25 protein-coding genes and 2 pseudogenes are annotated in these 22,274 nt (G+C 71.7%); 15 read left to right on the plus strand and 12 right to left on the minus strand.

All coding sequences use genetic code 11. From position 1 onward, the window contains the following. Positions 1-2 precede the first annotated feature (2 nt). Complete coding sequence (locus LN251_RS20065) at positions 3-1,490, plus strand: glycoside hydrolase family 3 protein (protein WP_458245600.1); 1,488 nt, start codon at positions 3-5, stop codon at positions 1,488-1,490. Between the two features lie 142 nt (positions 1,491-1,632). Here the strand turns inward: LN251_RS20065 and nagB are convergent, their stop codons facing one another. Beyond that, positions 1,633-2,418, minus strand: coding sequence for a glucosamine-6-phosphate deaminase (gene nagB / locus LN251_RS20070; protein WP_458245601.1), 786 nt, complete (start codon positions 2,416-2,418; stop codon positions 1,633-1,635). 218 nt (positions 2,419-2,636) lie between these two features. On the opposite strand from nagB, the gene LN251_RS20075 reads away from it, so the two are divergent. The 3 genes from LN251_RS20075 to LN251_RS20085 all read left to right on the plus strand — a co-directional run bounded on the left by LN251_RS20075 (position 2,637) and on the right by LN251_RS20085 (position 6,264). Beyond that, entirely contained in the window at positions 2,637-3,707 is a 1,071-nt protein-coding gene (locus LN251_RS20075) for an SIS domain-containing protein (protein WP_458245602.1), read from the plus strand. A gap of 85 nt (positions 3,708-3,792) precedes the next feature. Beyond that, the gene (locus LN251_RS20080; RefSeq protein ID WP_458245603.1) at positions 3,793-4,425 is read left to right on the plus strand and encodes a TetR/AcrR family transcriptional regulator; all 633 of its coding nucleotides are present in this window, start codon (positions 3,793-3,795) and stop codon (positions 4,423-4,425) included. A gap of 363 nt (positions 4,426-4,788) precedes the next feature. Beyond that, positions 4,789-6,264: a sensor histidine kinase gene (locus LN251_RS20085; protein ID WP_458245604.1), complete on the plus strand. Its 1,476-nt coding sequence runs from the start codon at positions 4,789-4,791 to the stop codon at positions 6,262-6,264. Positions 6,265-6,496: 232 nt separating this feature from the next. On the opposite strand, the gene LN251_RS20090 is transcribed toward LN251_RS20085, so the two are convergent. Together LN251_RS20090 and LN251_RS20095 are read right to left on the minus strand one after the other, a co-directional pair. After that, complete coding sequence (locus LN251_RS20090) at positions 6,497-6,754, minus strand: WhiB family transcriptional regulator (RefSeq protein WP_006142322.1); 258 nt, start codon at positions 6,752-6,754, stop codon at positions 6,497-6,499. 319 nt (positions 6,755-7,073) lie between these two features. Next, a complete protein-coding gene (locus LN251_RS20095) occupies positions 7,074-8,042 on the minus strand; it encodes a diacylglycerol/lipid kinase family protein (protein ID WP_458245605.1) in 969 nt (322 codons plus the stop codon). A 140-nt stretch (positions 8,043-8,182) separates the two neighbouring features. On the opposite strand from LN251_RS20095, the gene LN251_RS20100 reads away from it, so the two are divergent. After that, positions 8,183-8,632: a hypothetical protein gene (locus LN251_RS20100; protein WP_458245606.1), complete on the plus strand. Its 450-nt coding sequence runs from the start codon at positions 8,183-8,185 to the stop codon at positions 8,630-8,632. A 27-nt stretch (positions 8,633-8,659) separates the two neighbouring features. Here LN251_RS20100 and LN251_RS20105 read toward each other — a convergent pair whose 3' ends face one another. From LN251_RS20105 to LN251_RS20115, 3 genes are all read right to left on the minus strand, one after another. Then, complete coding sequence (locus LN251_RS20105; protein ID WP_458245607.1) at positions 8,660-9,802, minus strand: RNA polymerase sigma factor SigF; 1,143 nt, start codon at positions 9,800-9,802, stop codon at positions 8,660-8,662. Then, positions 9,799-10,212, minus strand: a complete 414-nt coding sequence (locus tag LN251_RS20110; protein ID WP_004925829.1) for an ATP-binding protein — start codon at positions 10,210-10,212, stop codon at positions 9,799-9,801. Before LN251_RS20110 ends, LN251_RS20105 begins: the two co-directional genes overlap by 4 nt. Before the next feature lie 269 nt (positions 10,213-10,481). Further along, complete coding sequence (locus LN251_RS20115; RefSeq protein WP_142142397.1) at positions 10,482-10,742, minus strand: UBP-type zinc finger domain-containing protein; 261 nt, start codon at positions 10,740-10,742, stop codon at positions 10,482-10,484. Positions 10,743-10,828: 86 nt separating this feature from the next. On the opposite strand from LN251_RS20115, the gene LN251_RS20120 reads away from it, so the two are divergent. Then, a complete protein-coding gene (locus LN251_RS20120; RefSeq protein ID WP_450710726.1) occupies positions 10,829-12,433 on the plus strand; it encodes a Na+/H+ antiporter in 1,605 nt (534 codons plus the stop codon). Here LN251_RS20120 and LN251_RS20125 read toward each other — a convergent pair. Together LN251_RS20125 and LN251_RS20130 are read right to left on the minus strand one after the other, a co-directional pair. Next, positions 12,430-13,326, minus strand: a complete 897-nt coding sequence (locus LN251_RS20125) for a 1-aminocyclopropane-1-carboxylate deaminase/D-cysteine desulfhydrase (protein WP_458245608.1) — start codon at positions 13,324-13,326, stop codon at positions 12,430-12,432. The two genes, LN251_RS20120 and LN251_RS20125, sit on opposite strands and share 4 nt — an antisense overlap. A gap of 22 nt (positions 13,327-13,348) precedes the next feature. After that, positions 13,349-13,939, minus strand: a complete 591-nt coding sequence (locus LN251_RS20130) for an N-acetylmuramoyl-L-alanine amidase (RefSeq protein ID WP_458245609.1) — start codon at positions 13,937-13,939, stop codon at positions 13,349-13,351. Between the two features lie 294 nt (positions 13,940-14,233). Between LN251_RS20130 and LN251_RS20135 the strand changes: the two genes are divergently transcribed. From LN251_RS20135 to LN251_RS20160, 6 genes and pseudogenes are all read left to right on the plus strand, one after another. Beyond that, on the plus strand, positions 14,234-15,640 hold the full coding sequence (locus tag LN251_RS20135; RefSeq protein ID WP_458245610.1) for a family 2B encapsulin nanocompartment shell protein: 1,407 nt from the start codon (positions 14,234-14,236) through the stop codon (positions 15,638-15,640). Positions 15,641-15,752: 112 nt separating this feature from the next. Then, positions 15,753-16,871, plus strand: a complete 1,119-nt coding sequence (locus LN251_RS20140) for a family 2 encapsulin nanocompartment cargo protein polyprenyl transferase (RefSeq protein WP_458245611.1) — start codon at positions 15,753-15,755, stop codon at positions 16,869-16,871. A gap of 199 nt (positions 16,872-17,070) precedes the next feature. Then, positions 17,071-17,663: pseudogene (locus LN251_RS20145) on the plus strand (GNAT family N-acetyltransferase). Positions 17,664-17,742: 79 nt separating this feature from the next. Then, entirely contained in the window at positions 17,743-17,937 is a 195-nt protein-coding gene (locus LN251_RS20150) for a hypothetical protein (protein WP_458245612.1), read from the plus strand. 64 nt (positions 17,938-18,001) lie between these two features. Further along, positions 18,002-18,319, plus strand: coding sequence for a DUF952 domain-containing protein (locus tag LN251_RS20155; RefSeq protein WP_458245613.1), 318 nt, complete (start codon positions 18,002-18,004; stop codon positions 18,317-18,319). Next, positions 18,316-18,552, plus strand: a complete 237-nt coding sequence (locus tag LN251_RS20160) for a hypothetical protein (RefSeq protein WP_458245614.1) — start codon at positions 18,316-18,318, stop codon at positions 18,550-18,552. The genes LN251_RS20155 and LN251_RS20160 overlap by 4 nt, the downstream gene beginning before the upstream one ends. Here the strand turns inward: LN251_RS20160 and LN251_RS20165 are convergent. Further along, entirely contained in the window at positions 18,533-18,946 is a 414-nt protein-coding gene (locus tag LN251_RS20165) for a VOC family protein (protein WP_458245615.1), read from the minus strand. The two genes, LN251_RS20160 and LN251_RS20165, sit on opposite strands and share 20 nt — an antisense overlap. A 27-nt stretch (positions 18,947-18,973) precedes the next feature. Continuing rightward, a complete protein-coding gene (locus tag LN251_RS20170) occupies positions 18,974-19,366 on the minus strand; it encodes a helix-turn-helix transcriptional regulator (RefSeq protein WP_458245616.1) in 393 nt (130 codons plus the stop codon). A gap of 17 nt (positions 19,367-19,383) precedes the next feature. Here LN251_RS20170 and LN251_RS20175 point away from each other — a divergent pair. Beyond that, a pseudogene (locus LN251_RS20175) lies at positions 19,384-19,584 on the plus strand (inorganic phosphate transporter); the annotation flags it as partial. A gap of 204 nt (positions 19,585-19,788) precedes the next feature. Here LN251_RS20175 and sodN read toward each other — a convergent pair. After that, entirely contained in the window at positions 19,789-20,184 is a 396-nt protein-coding gene (gene sodN, locus LN251_RS20180) for a superoxide dismutase, Ni (protein WP_023546844.1), read from the minus strand. A gap of 145 nt (positions 20,185-20,329) precedes the next feature. Between sodN and sodX the strand changes: the two genes are divergently transcribed. Further along, positions 20,330-20,764 (plus strand): nickel-type superoxide dismutase maturation protease, encoded by a 435-nt coding sequence (sodX, locus tag LN251_RS20185; protein WP_058928182.1) that lies wholly within the window; start codon positions 20,330-20,332, stop codon positions 20,762-20,764. On the opposite strand, the gene LN251_RS20190 is transcribed toward sodX, so the two are convergent. Continuing rightward, a complete protein-coding gene (locus LN251_RS20190) occupies positions 20,668-21,297 on the minus strand; it encodes a CGNR zinc finger domain-containing protein (RefSeq protein ID WP_458245617.1) in 630 nt (209 codons plus the stop codon). The genes sodX and LN251_RS20190 overlap by 97 nt on opposite strands. A gap of 99 nt (positions 21,298-21,396) precedes the next feature. Here LN251_RS20190 and LN251_RS20195 point away from each other — a divergent pair, with 99 nt between their 5' ends. Next, a complete protein-coding gene (locus LN251_RS20195; RefSeq protein WP_458245618.1) occupies positions 21,397-22,179 on the plus strand; it encodes a class I SAM-dependent methyltransferase in 783 nt (260 codons plus the stop codon). Positions 22,180-22,274 lie beyond the last annotated feature (95 nt).

Here is a 22,274-nt window from a genome sequence, read left to right on the forward strand (position 1 = left end):
CGATGACGACATTCGCCAGCGGCACAGACACCCTGACGCGCGACGCCCTGACGGTCCTGCAACCCGGGTTCACCGGCACCAGGGCCCCCGACTGGCTGCTGCGGCGCCTCGGGGAGGGCCTCGCCTCCGTCGGCCTGTTCGGCCGCAACATCGCCTCCGCCGAGCAACTGTCGGCCCTGACCGCGCAGTTGCGCGCCGAGCGGGACGACGTCCTCGTCGCCATCGACGAGGAGGGCGGCGACGTGACCCGGCTGGAGGTGCGGACCGGGTCCTCCTTCCCCGGCAACAACGCCCTCGGCGCGGTGGACGACGCCGACCTCACGCGCGAGGTGGCCGCCGAACTCGGCCGCCGCCTCGCCGCCTGCGGCGTCAACCTCAACTGGGCCCCCTCCGCCGACGTCAACTCCAACCCCGCCAACCCGGTGATCGGCGTCCGCTCCTTCGGCGCCGAACCCGCCCTGGTCGCCCGCCACACCGCCGCCTACGTCACCGGCCTGCAGTCGGCCGGAGTGGCGGCCTGCACCAAGCACTTCCCGGGCCACGGCGACACGGCCGTCGACTCCCACCACGCGCTCCCGCACATCGACGTCCCCGCCGACGTGCTGTCCGCACGCGAACTGGCCCCGTTCCGCGCGGCGATCACCGCCGGCACCCGCGCCGTGATGAGCGCCCACATCCTGGTCCCCGCCCTGGACCCGGACCGCCCGGCGACCCTCTCCCACCGCATTCTCACCGGCCTCCTGCGCCGCGAACTCGGCTACGACGGCCTGATCGTCACCGACGGCATGGAGATGCGGGCGATCGCCGGCACCTACGGCATCGAACGCGGCAGCGTCCTCGCGATCGCCGCCGGCGCCGACGCGATCTGCGTGGGCGGCGGCCTCGCCGACGACGAGACGGTACGGCGCCTGCGGGACGCCCTCGTCGCGGCCGTCCGCGCCGGTGAACTCCCCGAGGCCCGCCTGGCCGAGGCGGCGGACCGGGTCAGGTCCCTGGCCGGCTGGACGAGCACCGCCAAGGCGGCCCGCCCGCAGCCCGCCCCGGACACCGAGGTCGGCCTGCGCGCGGCACGCCGGGCGCTGCGCCTGACCGGCGCGGACGCCTTCACCCCGCTCACCGACCCGCCCTACGTCGCCGCCCTCACCCCGGTGGCCAACATCGCGGTCGGCGACGAGACCCCCTGGGGGGTGGCGGCGGAGCTGTTCCGCCTCCTGCCGGGCACGGAGACGGGCACGTTCTCCGGCGCGGACGCGGGCCTGGCCACCCTGGCCGCCGCGGGCCCGCGCCGCATCGTCGCCGTGGTCCGGGACGAACACCGCCACCCCTGGATGGCGGCGGCCCTGGACACCATCCTCAGAAGCCGCCCCGACACGGTCGTGATCGAGATGGGCCTGCCCCAGGCACCCCCGCGCGGCGCCCTCCACATCGCCACCCACGGCGCCGCCAGGGTCTGCGGCCGCGCGGCAGCGGAGATCGTCGCAGGCGCCTAGCCGTTACGACGCCGAAGGCGCCGGTTCCCTGGACAGGGAACCGGCGCCTGTGTCGCGCCCCCGAAGGGGCGCGGGGAACTGCGCGACCGGCCATCCACGACCCGCAGCCCGAGAACCACGGCACCCGGCAGCCGAAGCCGCCCTAAATCCCCTGCCAGTCCGGCTTGTTGACATAGGTGTGCCGGAAATAGTGCGCCAGCTTCAACTTGGACGCCGCGTCCTCGTCCACCACGACCGTCGCGTGCGGATGCAACTGCAGTGCCGACGCCGGGCACACCGAGGCCAGCGGCCCCTCCACGCTCGCGGCGACCGCGTCCGCCTTGCCCTCGCCCGTGGCGAGCAGCACGACGTGCCGGGCGTCGAGGATCGTCCCGATGCCCTGGGTGATGACGTGATGCGGCACCTGCTCGATGTCGCCCCCGAAGAACCGCGCGTTGTCGATCCGCGTCTGCTCGGTCAGCGTCTTGATCCGCGTCCGCGAGGCGAGCGAGGAACACGGCTCGTTGAAGCCGATGTGCCCGTCCGTCCCGATCCCGAGCAGCTGCAGGTCCACGCACCCGGCCTCCGCCAGCGCCGTGTCGTACGCCTCGCAGGCCCCCGGGATGTCCTCGGCCGTCCCGTCGGGCCCCATGAACGCGTCCACCCCGATGCCCAGCGGCTCCAGCACCTCGCGCCGCAGCACGGACCGGTACGACTCGGGATGCTCGGCCGGCAGCCCCACGTACTCGTCGAGCTGCGCCACCCGGGCCAGTGAGGTGTCCACCGCGCCGGCGGCCACCTTGGCGGCCAGCGCCTGATAGACGGGCAGCGGGGTCGAGCCGGTGGCCACGCCGAGCAGCGCGTCCGGCTTGCGCCGCAGGAGCCGCGCCATGGCCTCGGCGACGAGTTCGCCGCCCGCCTTGGCGTCCGGAACGATGACAACTTCCACGCTGGGCCTGCCGATCTGAAAGAGGGGGACTCAACCGGTACCTGGAAGGGTCAGGTGGTTTAGACCAATCTAACAGAGGCGACCTCTGCGGCCCAGGGGAGCCGGCGGCACCGGAGGTACACCCGTGGCACCCCGATTCCACCCGGGGGCCAGGCATGATTCACCCTGGGGGAGTGGGATGGGCGCTGCCCCGCGGACCGAGCCAGGAGGAACCGACCATGACCGCCACGACACCGGAGCCCCCCGTCGACGTCCCGGGCCGGACCATGGCCCGCGAGATGGCCGAGCAGCCGGCCGTGCTGCGCCGCCTCCTGGACGAGGGCGCCCCCGCCATCCGGCAGGTGGCCCAGGCGATCGCCGCCCGCCGTCCCCGCTTCGTCCTGCTGACCGCCCGCGGCACCTCCGACAACGCCGCCCTCTACGCCAAGTACCTCCTCGAGATCCGCCTCGGCCTGCCCTGCGGCCTCACCTCGATGTCCACCACCACGGCCTACGGCGCCCGCCCGGACCTCACCGACGTCCTGGTGGTCACCGTCAGCCAGTCCGGCGGCTCACCGGACCTGGTCGCCTCCACCAGGGCCGCCCGCGAAGCCGGCGCGATCACCCTCGCCGTCACCAACAACCCCGACTCCCCGCTGGCCGGCGTCTCCGAGTACCACGTCGACGTCATGGCCGGACCGGAGAAGGCCCTGCCCGCGACCAAGACCTACACGGCCTCCCTCCTCGCCCTCTACCTCTTCGTCGAGGGCCTGCGCGGCGGCGACGGCGCAGCCGCGAAGCCGCTGCCCGACCTCGCCGAGCAACTGCTCGCCCGCCAGGACGAGCTCCGCGCCCTCGCCGCCCGCTACCGCTTCGCCGAGCGCATGGTCATCACCTCGCGCGGCTACGGCTACCCCACGGCCAAGGAAGCCGCCCTGAAGCTGATGGAGACCAGCTACATCCCGGCGCTCTCCTACTCCGGTGCCGACCTCCTGCACGGTCCGCTCGCCATGGTCGACAACGTCTCCCCGGTGATCGCGGTCGTGACCGACGGCAAGGGCGGCGAGGCCCTCCAGCCCGTCCTCGACCGGCTGCGCGGCCGGGGCGCCGACCTCTTCGTCGTCGGCCCCGCCCACCAGGTCGAGCAGGCCTCGGCCGGCTTCGTCCTGCCCACCGAGGGCGTGGCCGAGGAGGTCCAGCCGATCCTGGAGATCATCCCGCTGCAGCTGCTGGCCTACGAGGTCACCATCGCCCGTGGCCAGGACCCGGACGCCCCCCGCGCCCTGGCGAAGGTGACGGAGACCCACTGACCCGGCCGGCACCGCCCCGCGGGAGCCGCAAGACCGTACGGCAGCGCTCGGTCATTTCTCTAGCGGCCCCTATACAATTCACGCCATGGTGGGCAGTGAGGACCCGAGGGCGAAGGCGCCGACCGCGACCAGGCCGCGCGGGCGCCCCCGTTCGTTCGACCGGGAGACCGCGCTGGAGAAGGCCGTCATGGCCTTCTGGGAGCACGGCTACGAGGGCACTTCCGTCTCCGACCTGACCCGCGTCATGGGCATCGGCGCCCCCAGTCTGTACGCCGCCTTCGGCGACAAGCGCGCGCTGTTCGACGAGGTCGTGTCCGTCTACGACGCCCGCTACGGCTCCTTCGTCGACCGCGCCCTGGCCGAGGAGCCCAGCGCGCGGGCGGCCGTGGCGCGGGTGCTGCGCGAGGCCGCCGCCGAGTACACGGCCCCCGGCCGCCCGCACGGCTGTCTCGTCGTCCACGCGGCGGCCAACTGCACGACCCCCGAGGTCGAGCAGTCCCTGCGCGAGCGGCGCAACGCCACCATCGCCGCGATCCGCGGCCGTATCGAGGCGGACGCGGCGGCGGGGGAGATGCCCGCCGGTGTCGACGCCCGTGCCCTCGCCCGGCACACCGGGGCGATGATCCAGGGCATGTCGCAACAGGCGCGGGACGGGGCGAGCCGGGAGGAACTGGAGGCGCTCGCGGAAATTGCCATGGCCATCTGGCCCCGCACATGAACCCACACAGGCTAGGCTGCGTGATGGATGCTAGGGCGTCCGAACAGTTGGAGCGGTCGCGAAAATAACAACAACGAACAGCCTCCAACGCATGGACACCCCGTGTGGTCTAGTCCACAATTGAAACACTGCGCAGCAGCACGAACAGGCTTCCGTCTTCCCCGCACAGGAAGACGGACCGAGGAACCGGAGCTCTCTGCCCTGACTGCCCCGGCTCCTCACCCTTCGGCCGACACCGGGACCGCACACCCCGCGGCCGATACTGCTCCGGGCTGCGGTGCCGGGAGGGTTGAGGGTCCCTCCCAGGCGCCGCGGCCCGCGGGTGTTTCTGGGCCGCACATACCGCCAGGTACGCTCGCACATGTGCCCTCCATGAACGAACTGGTCCGCCAGCACACCGCGCTCGACGACTCCGACCTCGAGTGGCTCCATCTGCTGGTCTCGGAGTGGCAGCTGCTCTCCGACCTCTCCTTCGCCGACCTCGTCCTGTGGGTCCCCACCAGCGACGGCACCCGGTACGTGTCCGTGGCCCAGATGCGGCCCAACACCGGCCCCACCTCCTACCAGGACGACATGGTCGGCCACCTCGTCCCGCGCGGCCGCCGCCCCATGCTGGACGCCGCCCTGGACGAGGGCCGGATCGTGCGCGAGGGCGACCCGGAGTGGCGCGAGGAGGTCCCGGTCCGGGTCGAGTCGATCCCGGTGCGACGCGAGGGGCGCGTCCTCGGCGTCATCGCCCGCAACACCAACCTGCTGACCGTGCGCACCCCGAGCCGCCTGGAGCTGACCTACCTCCAGAGCGCCTCCGACCTCGCGCAGATGATCGCGGCCGGCGCCTTCCCCTTCGCCAACCAGCAGATGGACATGGACGCCGCCCCGCGCGTCGGCGACGGCCTGATCCGGCTCGACGCGGACGGCATCGTCCAGTACGCCTCGCCGAACGCGCTGTCCGCGTACCACCGCATGGGCCTCGCCTCCGACCTCGTCGGCCAGCACCTGGGCCGGACCACCGCCGAACTCGCCCCGACGCGCGGCCCGGTGGACGAGGCACTGTCGAAGGTGGCCAGCGGCTGGGCGCCGCGCGAGTTCGAGATCGAGGCGCACGACGGCGTCATCCAGTTCCGCGCGATCCCGCTCAAACCCAAGGGCACCCGCATCGGTTCACTCGTCCTGCTCCGCGACGTCACCGAACTGCGCCGCCGCGAACGCGAGTTGATCACCAAGGACGCGACCATCCGGGAGATCCACCACCGGGTGAAGAACAACCTCCAGACCGTCGCCGCCCTCCTTCGCCTCCAGGCCCGGCGCATCGGCTCCGAGCGCGGCCGCGAGGCGCTGGAGGAGGCGGTGCGGCGGGTCGGCTCCATCGCGATCGTGCACGAGACGCTGTCTCAGAACCTGGACGAGCGTGTGGAGTTCGACGAGATCGCCGACCGGGTGCTGGCCATGGTCGCGGAGATCTCGCCGGGCAAGGTCACCGGCCGGCGCACCGGCCGGTTCGGGATCCTGGACGCGGAGGTCGCCACCCCGCTGTCCATGGTGCTCACCGAGATCCTGCAGAACGCCCTCGAACACGGTTTCCGTGAGGGCGACACCGGCACGGTCGAGGTCTCGGCCGTGCGCGGGGGCACCACGAAAGAGGCCCGCCTGCTGGTCACCGTCCAGGACGACGGTGTCGGTCTACCCGACGGCTTCGACCCTCACACCGCGGGCAACCTCGGCCTCCAGATCGTACGGACGCTGGTGGAAGGGGAGTTGGGCGGCACGTTCGACATGGTCCCGGCTCCCGAGCGGGGCACCCGGGTCATCCTCGACGTGCCGGTGCGGGCCGGCAAGTAGAACGGCCCCCGGGCGCAGGGCCCCCGGCTCGGGGGTCCGCCGGTCGCGGGCGATCCGCCTTCGAAGGACGTCACAGCAAGAAGCCCCGGACCCTGTCCCGGGTCCGGGGCTCGAATGCTCGTTGCCAGCTTGTGCTGCGCATCGGGGGTACTGCGCGCTGCGGCTCGGGGGCGGGAGATGCGTACTCGCTGTACGCGCCGCCAAGCTCAGGCTGTTTGCGGGGCGGGTGTTGTCAGGCGGAGGCCTGACGGGCCCGGTTGCGGGCGGCACGGCGCTTCATCGCGCGACGCTCGTCCTCGCTGAGACCACCCCAGACGCCGGAGTCCTGACCGGACTCGAGCGCCCACTGCAGACACTGATCCATGACGGGGCAGCGACGGCAGACGGCCTTGGCTTCCTCGATCTGCAGCAGCGCAGGACCGGTGTTGCCGATGGGGAAGAAGAGCTCGGGGTCTTCCTCGCGGCAAACGGCGTTGTGACGCCAGTCCATGGCTGCTACCTCTCCTTGGTATTACGTGCAAGTTGCTTGTGAATGTGAACGCTTTCACGAATCCCTCAACAAGTGAAGGGCCTACCGCCAGTTCCCCGGCGCGGGTCCTGTTAATCGAAGAGGGGTTCCGGTGATCTGTGGATGCCGGTGTTGCGGGCTGTCCCGATCGCCACGTAGAGACTCGCAAACCTCAGCGGCGGATACAACCCCTTCTGGAAAGTTTTTTTTGATTCCTCGGTGTCGACTAGGTCACAGCCGTACTTCCATGGGGTGGACCCTGGCCTAAACGTTCGAGTGAAAGGACTTTGGCCTCTTCTGCTCACACAATCACACGCAGTGCACGGCGTACGCCTGTGAACGTCACGCTCGTGCGCAGTCCGAGGTGGTCGCCGTCCATCTGGAGGGGGAGCGGCACCTTCGAATGCAAGGTGAACCGGTCCAGGTCATGCAGGGATGCCACGTGCCGGCCATGGGGTCCGCGGTCGGCGGACGAAGTGAGCAACTGTGTGGCATACCGGGCAACCGCCACCGTGGACATACGGCTGAGGCCGAGTACGTCGAGCCCGGTATCGAACGAAGCCTTAGGCGCCGCGTACACCGGACGATTACCCAGATACGTCCACGGCGAGGTGTTGCAGATTATGGAGAGCACGAGATCGGTCACCGGATCCTCACCGGGCCGCTCCAAGGTGATCGTGCCGTGCCGCTTGTTCGGCTCCTGCAAGTACTGCCGTACCACCTGGCGCAGATAAAGGGCGTGCGTGGACTTCCTGCCCTGTTCGCGCTGCTGTTCCACCCGGCCCACCACACCCGCGTCGAAGCCGAGCCCCGCGCAGAAGGTGAACCAGCGGGCGGGCACCGCCTCGTCCTCGGTGCCCGGCGTGCCCGCCGCGAGGCCCATGCCGACCGTGCGCTCGCTGCCCTGGTACAGCGCGTCCAGCAGCGCGCCGGTCGCGTCGACGGCGTCGTTGGGCAGCCCCAGCGCGCGGGCGAAGACATTCGTGGAGCCGCCGGGGACCACGGCGAGGCGGGGAAGCCCGTCGGGGTTGGGCCCGGCGTGGAGGAGGCCGTTGACGACCTCGTTGACCGTGCCGTCGCCGCCGAGGGCGACCACGAGGTCGATGTCGTCGCTGTCCGCGGCCTGCCGGCCGAGGTCGCGCGCGTGGCCGCGGTACTCCGTGGTGACCACTTCGAGCTTCATCTCGCTCGCCAGGGCGTGGATCAGGACATCGCGCCTACGTGCGCTTGTGGTGGTGGCTGCCGGGTTGACCACGAGAAGTGCACGCATGGGTTGCAGCGTACCTACTGGGTGGTACCGGGCACAGGGCGAGGTGTGGATCAGGTAAGAGGCCGGGGCGTGAGGCTCACCACGGGCGGCACCCTCAACCTCGCCGTGGGGGCCCGCGTCCCCGGGGCTACCCTTCAGAGGTGACCACTGAGCAGACGCCCGCCACCGAGGAAGACAGCGGCCCCCGACCCCGCCGCCTGACCTACGCGGCCGCGCTCGCGGCGCTGGAGGGGCTGGCGCTGGTCGTCGGCGGCGTCTGGATGCTCGCGGAGGGCCTGGCGGGCTCCCCGCACGACCGCGGGGCCGCCGTCACCGGCGGCATCACCCTGATCGTCCTCGCCCTGCTGCCGCTGCTGGCCGCCCGCGGGCTGCTCAAGCGCAAGAGCTGGAGCCGGGGCCCGGCCGTCATCACGCAGATCATGGCGCTGCCGGTGGCGTACAACCTGCTGCAGGCCGACAGCGTGGCCATTCCGGCGGGGATCGCGCTGGCGGTCGTCGCCGTCGCCTCCCTGGTGCTGCTGGTCAATCCGGCGACGACCCAGGCCCTCGGGATCAAGGGTCCGGGCCGCGCACAGGACGGCGGGCGGTAGTCCTACGACGCCGTAGCGACCGCCGGTCTACTCCTCCACCAGGAGCTTCTCCCGCAGCTGGGCCAGCGTGCGGGCGAGCAGGCGCGAGACGTGCATCTGTGAGATGCCGACCTCCTGCGCGATCTGCGACTGGGTCATGTTGCCGAAGAAGCGCAGCAGCAGGATGCGCTTCTCCCGGGGCGGCAGGTCCTCCAGCAGCGGCTTGAGGGACTCGCGGTACTCGACGCCCTCCAGCGCCTCGTCCTCCGCGCCCAGGGTGTCCGCGACCGCCGGGGACTCGTCGTCGGTGTCGGGGACGTCCAGGGACAGCGTGGAGTACGCGTTGGCGGACTCCAGGCCCTCCAGGACCTCCTCCTCCGAGATGGCGAGCTTCTCGGCGAGCTCGTGGACCGTGGGCGAGCGGCCGTGCAGCTGGGAGAGCTCCGCGGTCGCCGTGGTCAGCGCCAGGCGCAGCTCCTGCAGGCGGCGCGGCACGCGGACCGCCCAGCCCTTGTCGCGGAAGTGACGCTTGATCTCGCCGACGACCGTGGGCGTCGCGTACGTGGAGAACTCCACGCCGCGGTCCGGGTCGAAACGGTCGACGGACTTGATCAGACCGATGGTGGCGACCTGGGTGAGGTCGTCCAGCGGCTCGCCGCGGTTGCGGAAGCGGCGCGCGAGGTGCTCGACGAGCGGCAGGTGCATCCGGACCAGCCGGTTGCGCAGTTCCGCGTACTCCGGGCTGCCGTCCTGCAGTCCCCGCAGTTCGACGAACATGGCGCGCGCCCCGCTGCGGTCCTGTGCGTCGTGCTGCGTGGCCCGCGGCACGCTCTGTGCGTCGTGCTGCGTGGCCCGCGGCACGCTCTGCGCGTCCTGCTGGTCGTCTCGCTCGTGCTCGCTCATCGTCCCGCCCGTTGTCCGTCGCCGAGCCCTCGCCGCCGGGCGGGCCGGGGAGATCCCCGGCGGCCCGTCCGCGGGCGTACCCGGCGCGACACCTTCCCGATCCCGCTGCCCGTCGTCCAGGAGACCGGCCGCGGGGGAGGTCTCCTCCGGGTGCGGCCGGGCCTGCTCGGGAATGCCCGCCATGCCCTGGACTGCATCGCCCGTGCCGCGGGATCCGCCCGTGCCCTCGGCCGGCAGCTCCCTTGTGCCGCGCTCTTCGTCACGCACCGGCCCGTCCCCTGTCCTCACGCCGGCCCGGGTCCCGCGCCGCGCTGTTTGTAGAGGCTGATCGAAACGGTTTTGTCCTCGTCCACGGCGGAGGAGACCTTGCCTGCGAGAGCGGACAGGACGGTCCAGGCGAAGGTGTCCCGCGAGGGGGCGTGACCGTCCGTGGTCGGGGCCGAGACGGTGACCTCGAGAGAGTCGTCGACGAGGCGGAAGACACAGCTGAGCACCGAGCCGGGCACGGCCTGCTGGAGCAGGATCGCGCAGGCCTCGTCCACCGCGATGCGCAGGTCCTCGATCTCGTCGAGGGTGAAGTCCAAACGGGCCGCGAGACCGGCCGTGGCCGTACGCAGCACCGACAGGTAGGCACCCGCGGCCGGCAGCCGGACTTCGACGAAGTCCTGGGTCGCGGGCTCGCCTGCGATCTGGGACACCCTCACCTCCATGGTGGTACAAGCTTTACAGGGCCGAGGGTCGCCCCCCGGGGTAACGCGACATGTGCTTCAGCGGTGACGCTATCGCGCTCTCAACTTTCCTGTCCCCGGGACCCCGACCCCTTGCCGTCACTCACAGTAAAACTGTGGACACGCTCCGTGTCTAGGGGTCTGCGGCTCCAAATGGGAAGAACGCGCGCCGGGTTGACGTACCCAGACGTCAGACGGTCGAACCGTCCGGAACGTTGCCCGTCCCCGGTCCTCCAGGGTCACACGAGAACGTGGTCCACGAAGCACCAACGCCAGTTCTCCCCGGGCTCGAACGTCCGCATGATCGGGTGGTCGGAGTCCTTGTGGTGCTCCGTGGCGTGCCGGCCGGGCGAGGAGTCGCAGCAGCCGACGTGGCCGCAGGTGAGGCACAGCCGAAGCTGTACCGGGTGCGTGCCGTCCCGCAGGCACTCCGGACACGTCTCGCTCAGCGGCTCGGGTTCCGGGTGCGGCAGCGCGTCGGCGTGCGTGCACTGTTTCATGATTGCCAGGTTACGACGGCCGCGCGGACGGCCGCGCGGAAAATCGAGGGCGGGCGGACGACGATGAACGAGGGCGGGCGAGGGCCATGGACGTGATGCCACTGCTGTTGCTGGTGGCGGGCAGTACCGCGGTCGCGGCGGCGGCCCGGCGGACCCCGGTGCCCGCGCCCCTGGTGCTCGTCGCCGTGGGGCTGGTGGTGTCCGGCATCCCGGGCATGCCGGACTACACCCTCGACCCTGAGATCGTGCTGCCGCTGGTGCTGCCCCCGCTGCTGCACAAGGAGGGCGTCGAGAGCTCGTACCTCGATCTGCGTGCCTCGATGCGGCCGGTGGCCCTGCTGTCCGTCGGGTACGTGCTCTTCGCGACCTTCGTCGTCGGCTGGGCCGCCTACCAGATCGTGCCCGGGCTGCCCCTGCCCGCGGCGCTGGCGCTCGGCGCGGTCGTGGCGCCGACGGACGCGGTCGCCGCGGCGGCGGTCGCCCGCCGGGTCGGGCTGCCCTCCCGGATCACCACGATCCTGCAGGGCGAGTCCCTGCTGAACGACGCCACCGCGATCACCGCCTACCGGGTCGCCGTCGCGGCCGCCGTCGGCGAGGGTGCGTCCTGGATCGGCGGGATCGGCGAGTTCCTGCTCGCGGCCGTGGGCGGCGTCGCCGTCGGCCTGGTGCTGATGCTGCCGATCCACTGGCTGCGCACGCACGTGAAGGAGGCGCTCCTGCAGAACACGATGTCCCTGCTGATCCCGTTCGTCGCCTACGCCGTGGCCGAGCAGGTGCACGCCTCCGGCGTCCTTGCGGTCGTGGTCGTCGCCCTCTACATCGGACACCGCGCGTGGGAGGTCGACTTCGCCACCCGTCTCCAGGAGGAGGCGGTGTGGAAGGTGGTCGCGTTCGTCCTGGAGTCGGCGGTGTTCGCGCTGATCGGGCTGCAGCTGCCGGTCGTGCTCAGGGGCCTCGGGGAGTACGAGGGCGTGGACGCCGCCTGGTACGCGATCGCCCTCTTCCTGGTGGTCGTCGCGGCCCGGTTCGTCTGGGTCTACCCGGGGACCTTCGTGCCTCGGATGGTGTCGGCGCGGATCAGGGAACGCGAGGACAACCCCACCTGGAGAGGGCCGATCGTCACCTCCTGGGCCGCGATGCGGGGCGTGGTCTCGCTGGCCATCGCCTTCTCCATCCCGCTCACCGTGCACGGCGGCGAACCGTTCCCTCAGCGCAATCTCATCCTCTTCCTGACCTTCACCACCGTCATCGGCACCCTGGTCGTCCAGGGCCTCACCCTGGCCCCGTTGATCCGCCTGCTGAAGTTCCCCGGCCGGGACGCCCAGGCCGAGACCCTCGCCGAGGCCAACGCCCAGGCGCAGGCCTCCCGGGTCGCCGAGCAGCGCCTCGACGAGCTCCTCACCGACGAGCGCAACACCCTCCCGCCGCCCCTCGCCGACCGTCTCCGCCAGAGCCTGGAGCGCCGCCGCAACGCCGTCTGGGAACGCCTCGGCCAGACCAACCCGATCACCGGCGAGTCCGTCGACGACACCTACCGCCGCCTGTCCAGGGAGATGATCGGCGCCGAGCGCGCGATGTTCGTCCGCCTCCGCGACGGCCGCTACATCGACGACGAGATGCTGCGCACCCTGCTGCGCCGTCTGGACCTGGAGGAGGCGGCGGCCTACCGGGAGGCGGTGGACGGGGCCTAGGACGCCTGAGGGAAGGGGCGCCCCGTCACCACGGCCGCCACGGTCGTCCCGCGCGGGAACGCTCCCTCCTGTGCCAGGGCGACGAGTCCGTACAGCAACTTGGCGACATACAGCCGTTCCACCGGCACCGCGTGGCGCTGCTCGAAGTCCTCGGCGAAGGCGTCGAGTTCCGCGGGCACGCGCGCGTAGCCGCCGAAGTGGAAGCGGTCGTCGAGGTGCCAGGTGCCGCGCGGGCCGCCGAACGCCTCCTGCTGGAGGCGCCGTATGTCAGTGGTGAGGAAGCCGCCCTTGAGGACCGGTATGCCGAGGGCACGCCGGCCGGGCGGGAGTCCGGCGGCGAGTCCGGCCAGGGTGCCGCCGGTGCCGCAGGCCACGCCCACGACGTCGGCCCGGTCGCCCAGTTCCTCGCCCAGGGCCCGGCAGCCGCGTACCGCCGCCGCGTTGCTGCCGCCCTCCGGGACGACGTACGCGTCCTCGGCGCCCGCCGCGCGCAGCACGCGCGCGAGGGTGTCCGGCTCGGTCTTGCGGCGGTACGTCGACCGGTCCACGAAGTGCAGCCGCATGCCGTCGGCCGCGCACCGGGCCAGGGAGGGGTTGAGGGGCCGGCCCGCGAGCTCCTGGCCGCGGACCACGCCGACGGTCGGCAGCCCGAGGAGGCGGCCGGCCGCGGCCGTGGCCCGCAGGTGGTTGGAGTACGCCCCGCCGAAGGTGACCAGCGTCCGGCCGGCCGCGGCGCGCAGGTTCGGCTCGAGCTTGCGCCACTTGTTGCCGACCAGATCCGGGTGAATGAGGTCGTCGCGCTTGAGGAGGAGGCGCAGGCCGTGGAAGCGCGGGTCCGACAGCTCCTGCACGGGGGAGGGGAGGCGGGGGCGCAGGGTGTCGGGGCCGGTCACCCGACCATTGTGACCTGGTACGTCACTTCAGGCGCTCGCGGATCCGCTCCCGGAGCCAGGTCATCGTGAACCCCTTCGGATCGACCTTTCCCGGCTGCCACTCCCGGTGCCCGATCACCGACCGCTCCGTCCACCCGTGGTGCCGGCACACCGCGGCCGCCGCCTTCTCGATGGCGTCCAGCTGGGCCTGCGGCCAGGGGTCGTGGCCGTCGCCGAGGTTCTCGCACTCGAAGCCGTAGAAGTACCGGTTGCCGTCCGTGTCGGCCTCGTTGTCCGGCGGCAGCGCCTTCTCGGCGATCACCGCGCGCAGCACGTCGCCGTCGCCGAGGCCCGCGTGGTTGGCGCGGCCGTAGCCGACCAGGTGGACCGTGCCGTCCTTGGTGATCACGCCGTGGCACAGCGGACCGGGCAGGCCCTCGTAGCCGTCCCGGCACATCTCCACCGTCCGCTCGCTGCCGCTCGACGCCGTGTGGTGGATCATCACGCCGTGGACCGGTCCCCACGGGCCCTTGTGGTTGCGGTTGTGATGCGCCCAGTCGCCGACCTCGACGACGGTGACGCCCTCCGCCCGCAGAGCGTCGAGAAAACTGCCCGCGGACATGGGTGAGGCCATGACCGCCTCCTTCGTGCCGTGCTGACGGCCGCCGGTTGCGGCCTCCTCGTGTCGCTCTTTTACCGACAGTGCGCGGTCGATTACACATCGTGCTCGCGGCGAGGGGGCGCTTTTCGGACACCCGACACTCCCGGCCCGGCTGTACGCGGACCGCGCATCTGCCCAGGCCGCTCATGATCCATTCCCGCTCTTTCGGGTAATAGCACCGACACGCTCCGTGATGAAAGGCTGGTCAACGCAGATCGGTGGGTGCGCGGCTCGGCCGCCGTCCATGACCGGGAGGGCAATTCTCATATGTCGGTAGGCGAAGAGGTCCGTACGGAGCAGGGCAGGCCGCAGCAGAGTCTCGGCACCGCCGCCGCGCGGAACCTGGCCACCACGACCAAGTCCGCGCCGCAGATGCAGGAGATCAGCTCCCGCTGGCTGCTGCGCATGCTGCCGTGGGTGAACGTGCAGGGCGGCACGTACCGGGTGAACCGGCGACTGACCTACGCCGTGGGGGACGGCCGCATCACGTTCGTGAAGACGGGCGACCGCGTCGAGGTCATCCCCGCCGAACTGGGTGAGCTGCCCGCGCTGCGCTCCTACGAGGACGAGGAGGTGCTGACCGAACTCGCCCAGCGCTGCCGGCAGCAGGAGTACGCGCCCGGATCGCTGATCGCCTCCTTCGGCAGCCGGACGGGGGAGGTCTTCCTGCTGGCGCACGGCAGGGTCGAGAAGGTCGGCACGGGCCCCTACGGCGACGACGCGGTCCTCGGCGTGCTCGGCGACGGCTCCTACCTCGGCGAGTCCGCGCTGCTGGACCCCGACGCCATCTGGGAGTACACGGCCCGCGCGGCCACCGCCTGCACCGTGCTGGTCCTGTCCCGGCAGGACGTCGACCAGGTCGCGGAGCGCGCCGAGTCCCTGAGCGAACACCTCCGGCGGCAGCGCTCGGTCCCCGAGCAGGACACCAACAGGTACGGCGAGAAGGCGATCGAGCTCGCGGCCGGCCACTCCGGCGAGCCGGACATCCCGCACACCTTCGTCGACTACGAGGCCAGGCCCCGCGAGTACGAACTGAGCGTCGCCCAGACCGTGCTGCGCATCCACACACGCGTGGCCGACCTCTACAACCAGCCGATGAACCAGACCGAGCAGCAACTGAGGCTGACCGTCGAGGCGTTGAAGGAGCGCCAAGAGCACGAGCTGGTCAACAACCGGGAGTTCGGGCTGCTGCACAACTGCGAGTACGACCAGCGGCTGCAGCCGCACGACGGTGTGCCCAGCCCCGACGACCTGGACGAACTGCTCAGCCGGCGGCGCGGCACCAAGTTCATGCTGGCGCACCCGCGCGCGATCTCCGCGATCGGCCGTGAGTTCAACAAGCGCGGACTGGTCCCCGAGACCATCGAGGTGGGCGGCAACCGCATCCCCACCTGGCGGGGTGTGCCGATCTACCCCTGCAACAAGATCCCCGTCACCGAGGCGCGGACCAGCTCCATCATCGCGATGCGTACCGGCGAGGCCGAGCAGGGCGTCGTCGGCCTGCAGCAGGCCGGCATCCCGGACGAGATCGAGCCCAGCCTGTCCGTGCGCTTCATGGGCATCAACGAACAGGCGATCATCAAGTACCTGGTGACGGCCTACTACTCGGCCGCCGTCCTCGTCCCGGACGCCCTCGGTGTCCTGGAGAACGTCGAGATCGGCCGCTGGAGGTGACGTTCGCCCCCTGCAAGCAGTGTCCTCGCCCGGCGGGGCGGGTAGACCTCGGTCGTATGTGCCCGGCCGGAGTTCAGACGCCGCCGTCCGCGGACCGACCGAGGGGGAGACCATGACCGCCGAGTTCCTGGCGGAGACGAAGCACCGCGCCGACGACGCGGGAGACCGTGCCCCGGCGGGGTACCGCCCCGCGGGGCCGATGACGCTCGACGGCCACGAGGCGACGGTGATCCTGGAGCGCACCCGGGCGTCGGTCGACCCCGAGCTGCGCGCCGCCATCGAGTCGTTGCCCGGTTCGATGCGCCGTATCGCGCTCTACCACTTCGGCTGGGAGCGCGCCGACGGGACACCGTCGACCGGCAACGCCGGCAAGGCGATACGGCCCGCGCTCGTCCTCACCGCGGCCACCGCGCTCGGCGGACCGGCGGCGGCCGGGGCGGCCGTACGGGCGGCGGCCGCGGTGGAACTGGTGCACAACTTCACGCTGCTGCACGACGACGTGATGGACCGCGACACCACCCGCCGCCACCGGCCCACCGCGTGGACCGTGTTCGGCGACGCCGACGCGATCCTCGCCGGGGACGCCCTGCAGGCCCTGGCCCTGAAGCTGCTCGCCGAGGACCCGCACCCGGCGGCTTCCGCGGCCGCGGCCCGGCTCGCTGCCTGTGTCGTCGAACTGTGCGCCGGACAGCACACGGACACGGCACTGGAGCGGCGCCGGCCCGGCGAGGTCGGCCTCGACGAGGTGCTGACCATGGCCGAGGCCAAGACGGGCGCGCTGCTGGGGTGCGCCTGTGCGCTCGGCGCGCTGTTCGCGGGCGCCGGGCAGGAGGACGTCGAAGCGCTGGACGCGTTCGGCCGCCAGGCCGGGCTCGCCTTCCAGCTCATCGACGACGTCATCGGCATATGGGGCGACCCGGACCGCACCGGCAAGCCGGCCGGCGCCGACCTGGCCGCCCGCAAGAAGTCCCTGCCGGTGGTCGCCGCCCTGACCTCGGGCACACCCGCGGCCGCCGAACTGGCCGCGTTGTACGAGGCGCCGTACGACAAGGAGGACATGGCGCGCACCGCCCTCGCCGTCGAGCGGGCCGGAGGGCGGGACTGGGCGCAGGTGGAGGCCGCCGACCGGATGGCCCGTGCGATGGACGAGCTGTCCCGCGCGGTCCCCGGCCCGGAGGCGGCGGGCGGGCTGCTGGCGCTGGCGGAGTTCGTGACCCGGCGCACCGGCTGACCGTCCCGCACGAAGACCCCGGGGCCCACCGGCCCGGCCGTACGGCTCCTGACCCCGTACGGCCGCCGGGGGCCCCGGACGACGGGTCCCGCACATCCCCACGGTGTGCGGGCCCCGTTCTTTCCCGTTGCGCTCCCCGACGTTCCGGATAGGCTCAACCCCCGTGCGTGCAAGGGCGGTTGAGACGAAGGGGCGACGCATGACCGTGGCGATCCGGACGGCGGGCGAGAGCGACCACGACATGGTCGTCCGGCTGCTGGACGAGGCCTTCCAGGACGATCCGGTCAGCGGCTGGGTCTTCCCCGGGGAGGAGTACCGCCGTACGACGCACCACCGGCTGATGGCCGCCTTCACCGGGATCGTGCTCGCCGAGGGGCGGATCGACGTCACCGAGGACGGCAGCGCGTGCGCGCTGTGGCTGCCCGTGCCCGCCGACGCGCACGGCGACGACGGCGGCGCGAAGCAGCTGCGGGCCGCCGTCGACCCGGACAACGAGCGCGTCGAACTGATCGGCCGGCTGACGGCGGAGATCCATCCGGCGGGCCGCGCCCACGAGTACCTGTGGATGATCGGCGTGGCGCCCGGGCGGCAGGGCGAGGGCCTGGGCACCGCGCTGATCCGGCGTGTCCTCGACCGCTGCGACCGCGACGGCCGCCCCGCCTACCTGGAGGCCAGCAGCGCCCGCAGCCGCGCCCTGTACGAGCGCCTCGGCTTCGAGCCCGCCCGCGCCCCCTGGCCCTTCCCGACGGCCCCAGCATGTGGCCGATGTGGCGCGACCCCCGTACCCCCTGACCACCCGGCGCCCAGGGCGGGCGGGTGACCGACCGTGCGGTGCTGCGCGCGCAAGCGGTGACCGGCCTACCCTGAGGGCATGGACAGCTCGGACCAGGTCTGTCCCGTCTGCGGACAGCCCGTGGAGACCGTCGTCAAGCGGCACAAGACGCTCGGCGCCTGGGTCCCGCTGTGGACACCGGGCCCCTGCCACAATCCCGAGTGCGCGGCGTACGTCCCCGGCGGCGCCGAGCCCCGCGGGGCGCCCGGCGGGACGGCTGCCGAAGAATCCTGAGAACCCGTGCCGACCATCGCGGGCAGGCGCCCTCGGGCCGCGCGACGCGCCGTACCGTGACCCCATGAGCGAGCACATCGTCCACATCACCGAGCGCTCCCTGTGGGAGGCCGCCCGTGCGAGGGGAACGTACGAGACGTCCACGCGCGGCCGCACCCTCGCGCAGGAGGGCTTCATCCACTGCTCCACCCGCGCCCAGCTCCCGGCCACGGCCCGCCGCTTCTTCGCCGGCCTCGACGATCTGGTGGTCCTGGTCATCGACCCCGACCGTCTCGACGTGCCCGTGCAGTACGAGACGGACAGGCCCGGCGGGGAGGCGTTCCCGCACGTGTACGGGCCGATACCGGTGGCCGCCGTGGTGGATGTGGAGCCCTGGGCATGACCGGCTTATCGCGCCGCCGTCTGTGGCGGTGGGCGATGATCGCGTGGGCCGTCGCGGTGGTCGCCGGAGGACTGCTCACCCTGTGGCTGCAGGACTCCGCCGCGCCGCCGCCCCCCGCCCGCTGGGAGAACGCGCCCCCCTCCGAGCGGCCCGCGCCCAGCGACTGCCCGGAAGAGGAGGGCCGCACCATCCTCGGGTGTGCCTGGGCGACGGTCAGCTCTTCCGTTCCATGAACCGCAGCATGTTTCCCGCCGGGTCGCGGAACGCGCAGTCGCGGACCCCGTACGGCATGTCCGTCGGTTCCTGGATCACCTCGGCGCCGGACGCCGAGACGCGGGCGAAGAGGGCGTCGCAGTCCTCGGTGGTGAAGTTGACCCCGCGCAGCACGCCCTTGGCCAGCAGCTGCTCCATCACGTCACGGTCGGCGGGCGAGAGGTCGGGGTTGGCCGCGGGCGGCTCCAGGACGATCGACACGTCGGGCTGCAGCGGCGGCCCGACGGTCGTCCACCGCATGCCCTCGTACTTGACGTCGTTGCGGATCTCCAGGCCGAGGACGTCGCAGTAGAAGGCGATCGCCTTGTCGTGGTCGTCGACGGCGATGAAACAGTTGTGCAGTTTCAGGTCCATGGTTCCAACCTAATGTCCTGGCCGCTGTCAGGTCCGTCGTGGACGCGTGTACGCGCGCACCACGCAGGGCGGGATCTCCGCGCTCTCCTCGTGCGAGCGGGCCCGGTAGGAGCTGGGCGTCTCGCCGACCAGCTCGGTGAAGCGGGCGCTGAAGGAGCCGAGCGAGGTACAGCCGACCGCCATGCAGACCTCGGTGACGGTGAGGTCGCCGCGGCGCAGCATGATCTTGGCGCGCTCGACACGACGGGTCATCAGATAGCCGTACGGGGTCTCGCCGTAGGCCTCGCGGAAGCTGCGCTGGAAGTGGCCCGGCGACATCAGGGCGGTGCGCGCGAGGGTGGCCACGTCGAGGGGTTCGGCGTACTCGCGGTCCATGCGGTCGCGCGCCCTGCGCAGCCGCACCAGGTCCTCACGGTTCATCACGTCAGCATCGCACGATCCTCACCGGCCGGGCGCCGGAAGCGGACACGGCTCTCGCCTTCGACTTCACCAGCGGATTCCACGCCACGGCGAACGCGAGGGCCACCTCCATCGCCACCGGCGCGCTCGAACCCAGGACCGCGGTCCTGATCAGCGGAGTCCTCAACATCGTCGGGGCCTTCCTGTCGACGGAGGTCGCCAGGACGATCTCGGGGGGATCGTCGACGAGGTCGTCGGCCGCCCCGACCCGCGGATCGTGGGCGCGGCGGCGGGCCTGTTGGTGGCGGGCGAGGACGACGACGGGCTCGGTCGGGCCGGGGAACGCCGAAGGGGTCCGACCGGAGAACCGGTCGGACCCCTTCGGGAAGCCCGTGGACCCGCGATGGTGCACCGATCGCCGGTCCCCGCGAACGAGGCGTTCGTCAGGCCTTCTTGGTCTCCCAGAAGATCTTGTCGATCTGGGCGATGTAGTCCAGGGCCTTCTGGCCGGTGGCCGGGTCGGTGGACGCCTTGGCGGCCGACAGGGCCTTCAGAGCGTCGTTGACCAGCTGGTGCAGCTCCGGGTACTTCTCGAAGTGCGGGGGCTTGAAGTAGTCGCTCCAGAGCACGGAGACGTGGTGCTTCGCAAGCTCGGCACGCTGCTCCTTGATGACGGTGGCGCGCGCCTGGAAGTGCGGGTCGTCGTTGCCGGCCATCTTCTCCTGGACGGCCTTCACGGACTCCGCCTCGATGCGGGCCTGGGCCGGGTCGTACACGCCGCAGGGCAGGTCGCAGTGCGCGCTGACCTTGACCTTGGGGGCAAACAGGCGGGAAAGCATGAAGCGTTCCTTCCTCGTGATCGTCTTCTCAGGTGCGACATTACTCCCTGGGAGAGGCTATTTCGCGAGTGCCCCCATGGGCTTAGGACAAAAGTCCAGGGTCAGACTGAGACTGGTGGAGGATCGGACCGGGGAGGTGCCGGCGATGCCGGAGCTGTCGCAGGACGTCGAGCGCGGACGGGCGCTGCTGCCCTTCGGGGTGGCGGAAGTGACCGGACCGTCCATGGTGCCCACGCTCCACCACGGGGACCGCCTCGTGGTGCAGTACGGCGCCCGGATCCGGCCCGGTGACGTCGTCGTACTGAGGCATCCCTTCCAGCAGGACCTGCTGGTCGTCAAGCGGGCCGCCGAGCGCCGCGAGGGCGGCTGGTGGGTGCTCGGCGACAACCCCTACGCCGGCGGCGACAGCACGGACTACGGGACCGTCCCGGAGGATCTGGTCCTGGGCCGGGTCCGCTTCCGGTACCGGCCGCTGAAGGCCGGTCAGCGCTCGCCGCTCGCGCTCGCCCGCTGGGCGCTGTCGGCCGCGTGGCCCGTGGTCTCCGACCGGTCGGCCTCCAGGCGTTTGCGGGCCCGGTAGGCGGCCACGTTCGCCCGGGTGGCGCAGCGGTCGGAGCAGTAGCGGCGGGAGCGGTTCGTCGAGGTGTCGAGGTAGGCGTTGCGGCACGGCGCGGCCTCGCACAGCCCCAGCCGGTCGACGCCGTACTCGGTCAGATGGAACGCCAGGCCCATCGCCGCGATGGCCGCGTAGCCCGCGGTCGCGTTCGACGGGTGGTCCGCCAGGTGCATGTGCCACAGGGGCCGGCCGTCGTCGTCCCGGAAGTTGTGCCCCGAGATCTGGGGGCTGACCGGGAACTCCAGGAGCAGTGAGTTCAGCAGATTCACCGCCAGCGTCTCGTCACCGGCGTCGGCCGCCTCGAACACCGCCCGCAGCCGGGCCCGGACCGAACGGAAACGCGTGACGTCCGCGTCCGTCGCGCGCCGGCCCGCCTCCTTGTTGGTGCCGAAGAGATCCCGCACCGCCTCCACCGAGGTGAGCGCGTCCTTGCCCCGCTTCGGCTCCTCGCTGTTGACGAGCCGTACGGCATAGTCCGAGTAATAGGCCAGTTCCACTTGTGGTCCTTACGCAGGCGCTCTATGGTCGTGGGTGCGGTCGGTAACAGATGATCGTGCTTCCAGGGTATTACGACCGTCGACGGCGGAGGGGCAGCGATGACGACGGACGCGACGAACGCGACGGACACGGGCAACCGCGCATGGGCGCTGCGGTACCAGCGGTCCTGGGACCGGCAGCAGGAGTGGTACATGCCGGACCGCGAGGAGCGGTTCCGCGTCATGCTCGACATGGTGGAGGCCTTCGTCGGCACCGAGCCGCGCGTCCTCGACCTCGCCTGCGGCACCGGCAGCATCACCGCCCGACTGCTCGACCGCTTCCCGAACGCCACCAGCACCGGGATCGACCTCGACCCGGCCCTGCTCACCATCGCGCGCGGCACCTTCGAGGGCGACGAGCGGGTGGTCCTCGTCGAGGCCGACCTCAAGGACCCGCACTGGCCCGCGCTGCTGCCGTACGACACCTACGACGCGGTCCTCACCGCCACCGCCCTGCACTGGCTGCGCACCGACGCCCTGGACGGCCTCTACGGCCGGCTGGCCGGACTCGTCCGGCACGGCGGCGTGTTCATGAACGCCGACCACATGCCCGACGACACCACCCCCCGCATCAACGTGGCCGAGCGCATCCAGCGCCACGCCCGCATGGGCCGCGCGCAGAGCGGGGGCGCCCTCGACTGGGCCGAGTGGTGGGCCCAGGCCGCCGAGGACCCGGTACTCGCCGCCCCGACGGCCCGCCGCTTCGAGATCTACGGCGCCCACGCGGACGGCGAGATGCCCTCCGCCGCCTGGCACGCGAGCACGCTGCGCGAGAAGGGCTTCGCAGAGGCCCGGGCGGTGTGGTGCTCGCCTTCGGACACTTTGATGCTGGCGTTGAGGTGAATGGCAGGGCGCAGTGGCCTTCCTAGCGGCAGGTCCTACACGGTGAATTCCACCAAGAACCCTTGCGGCCGCAAGGCGCGCGCCCGTCTCGACTG

It is taken from the genome of Streptomyces sp. MAI_2237, from assembly GCF_054189285.1.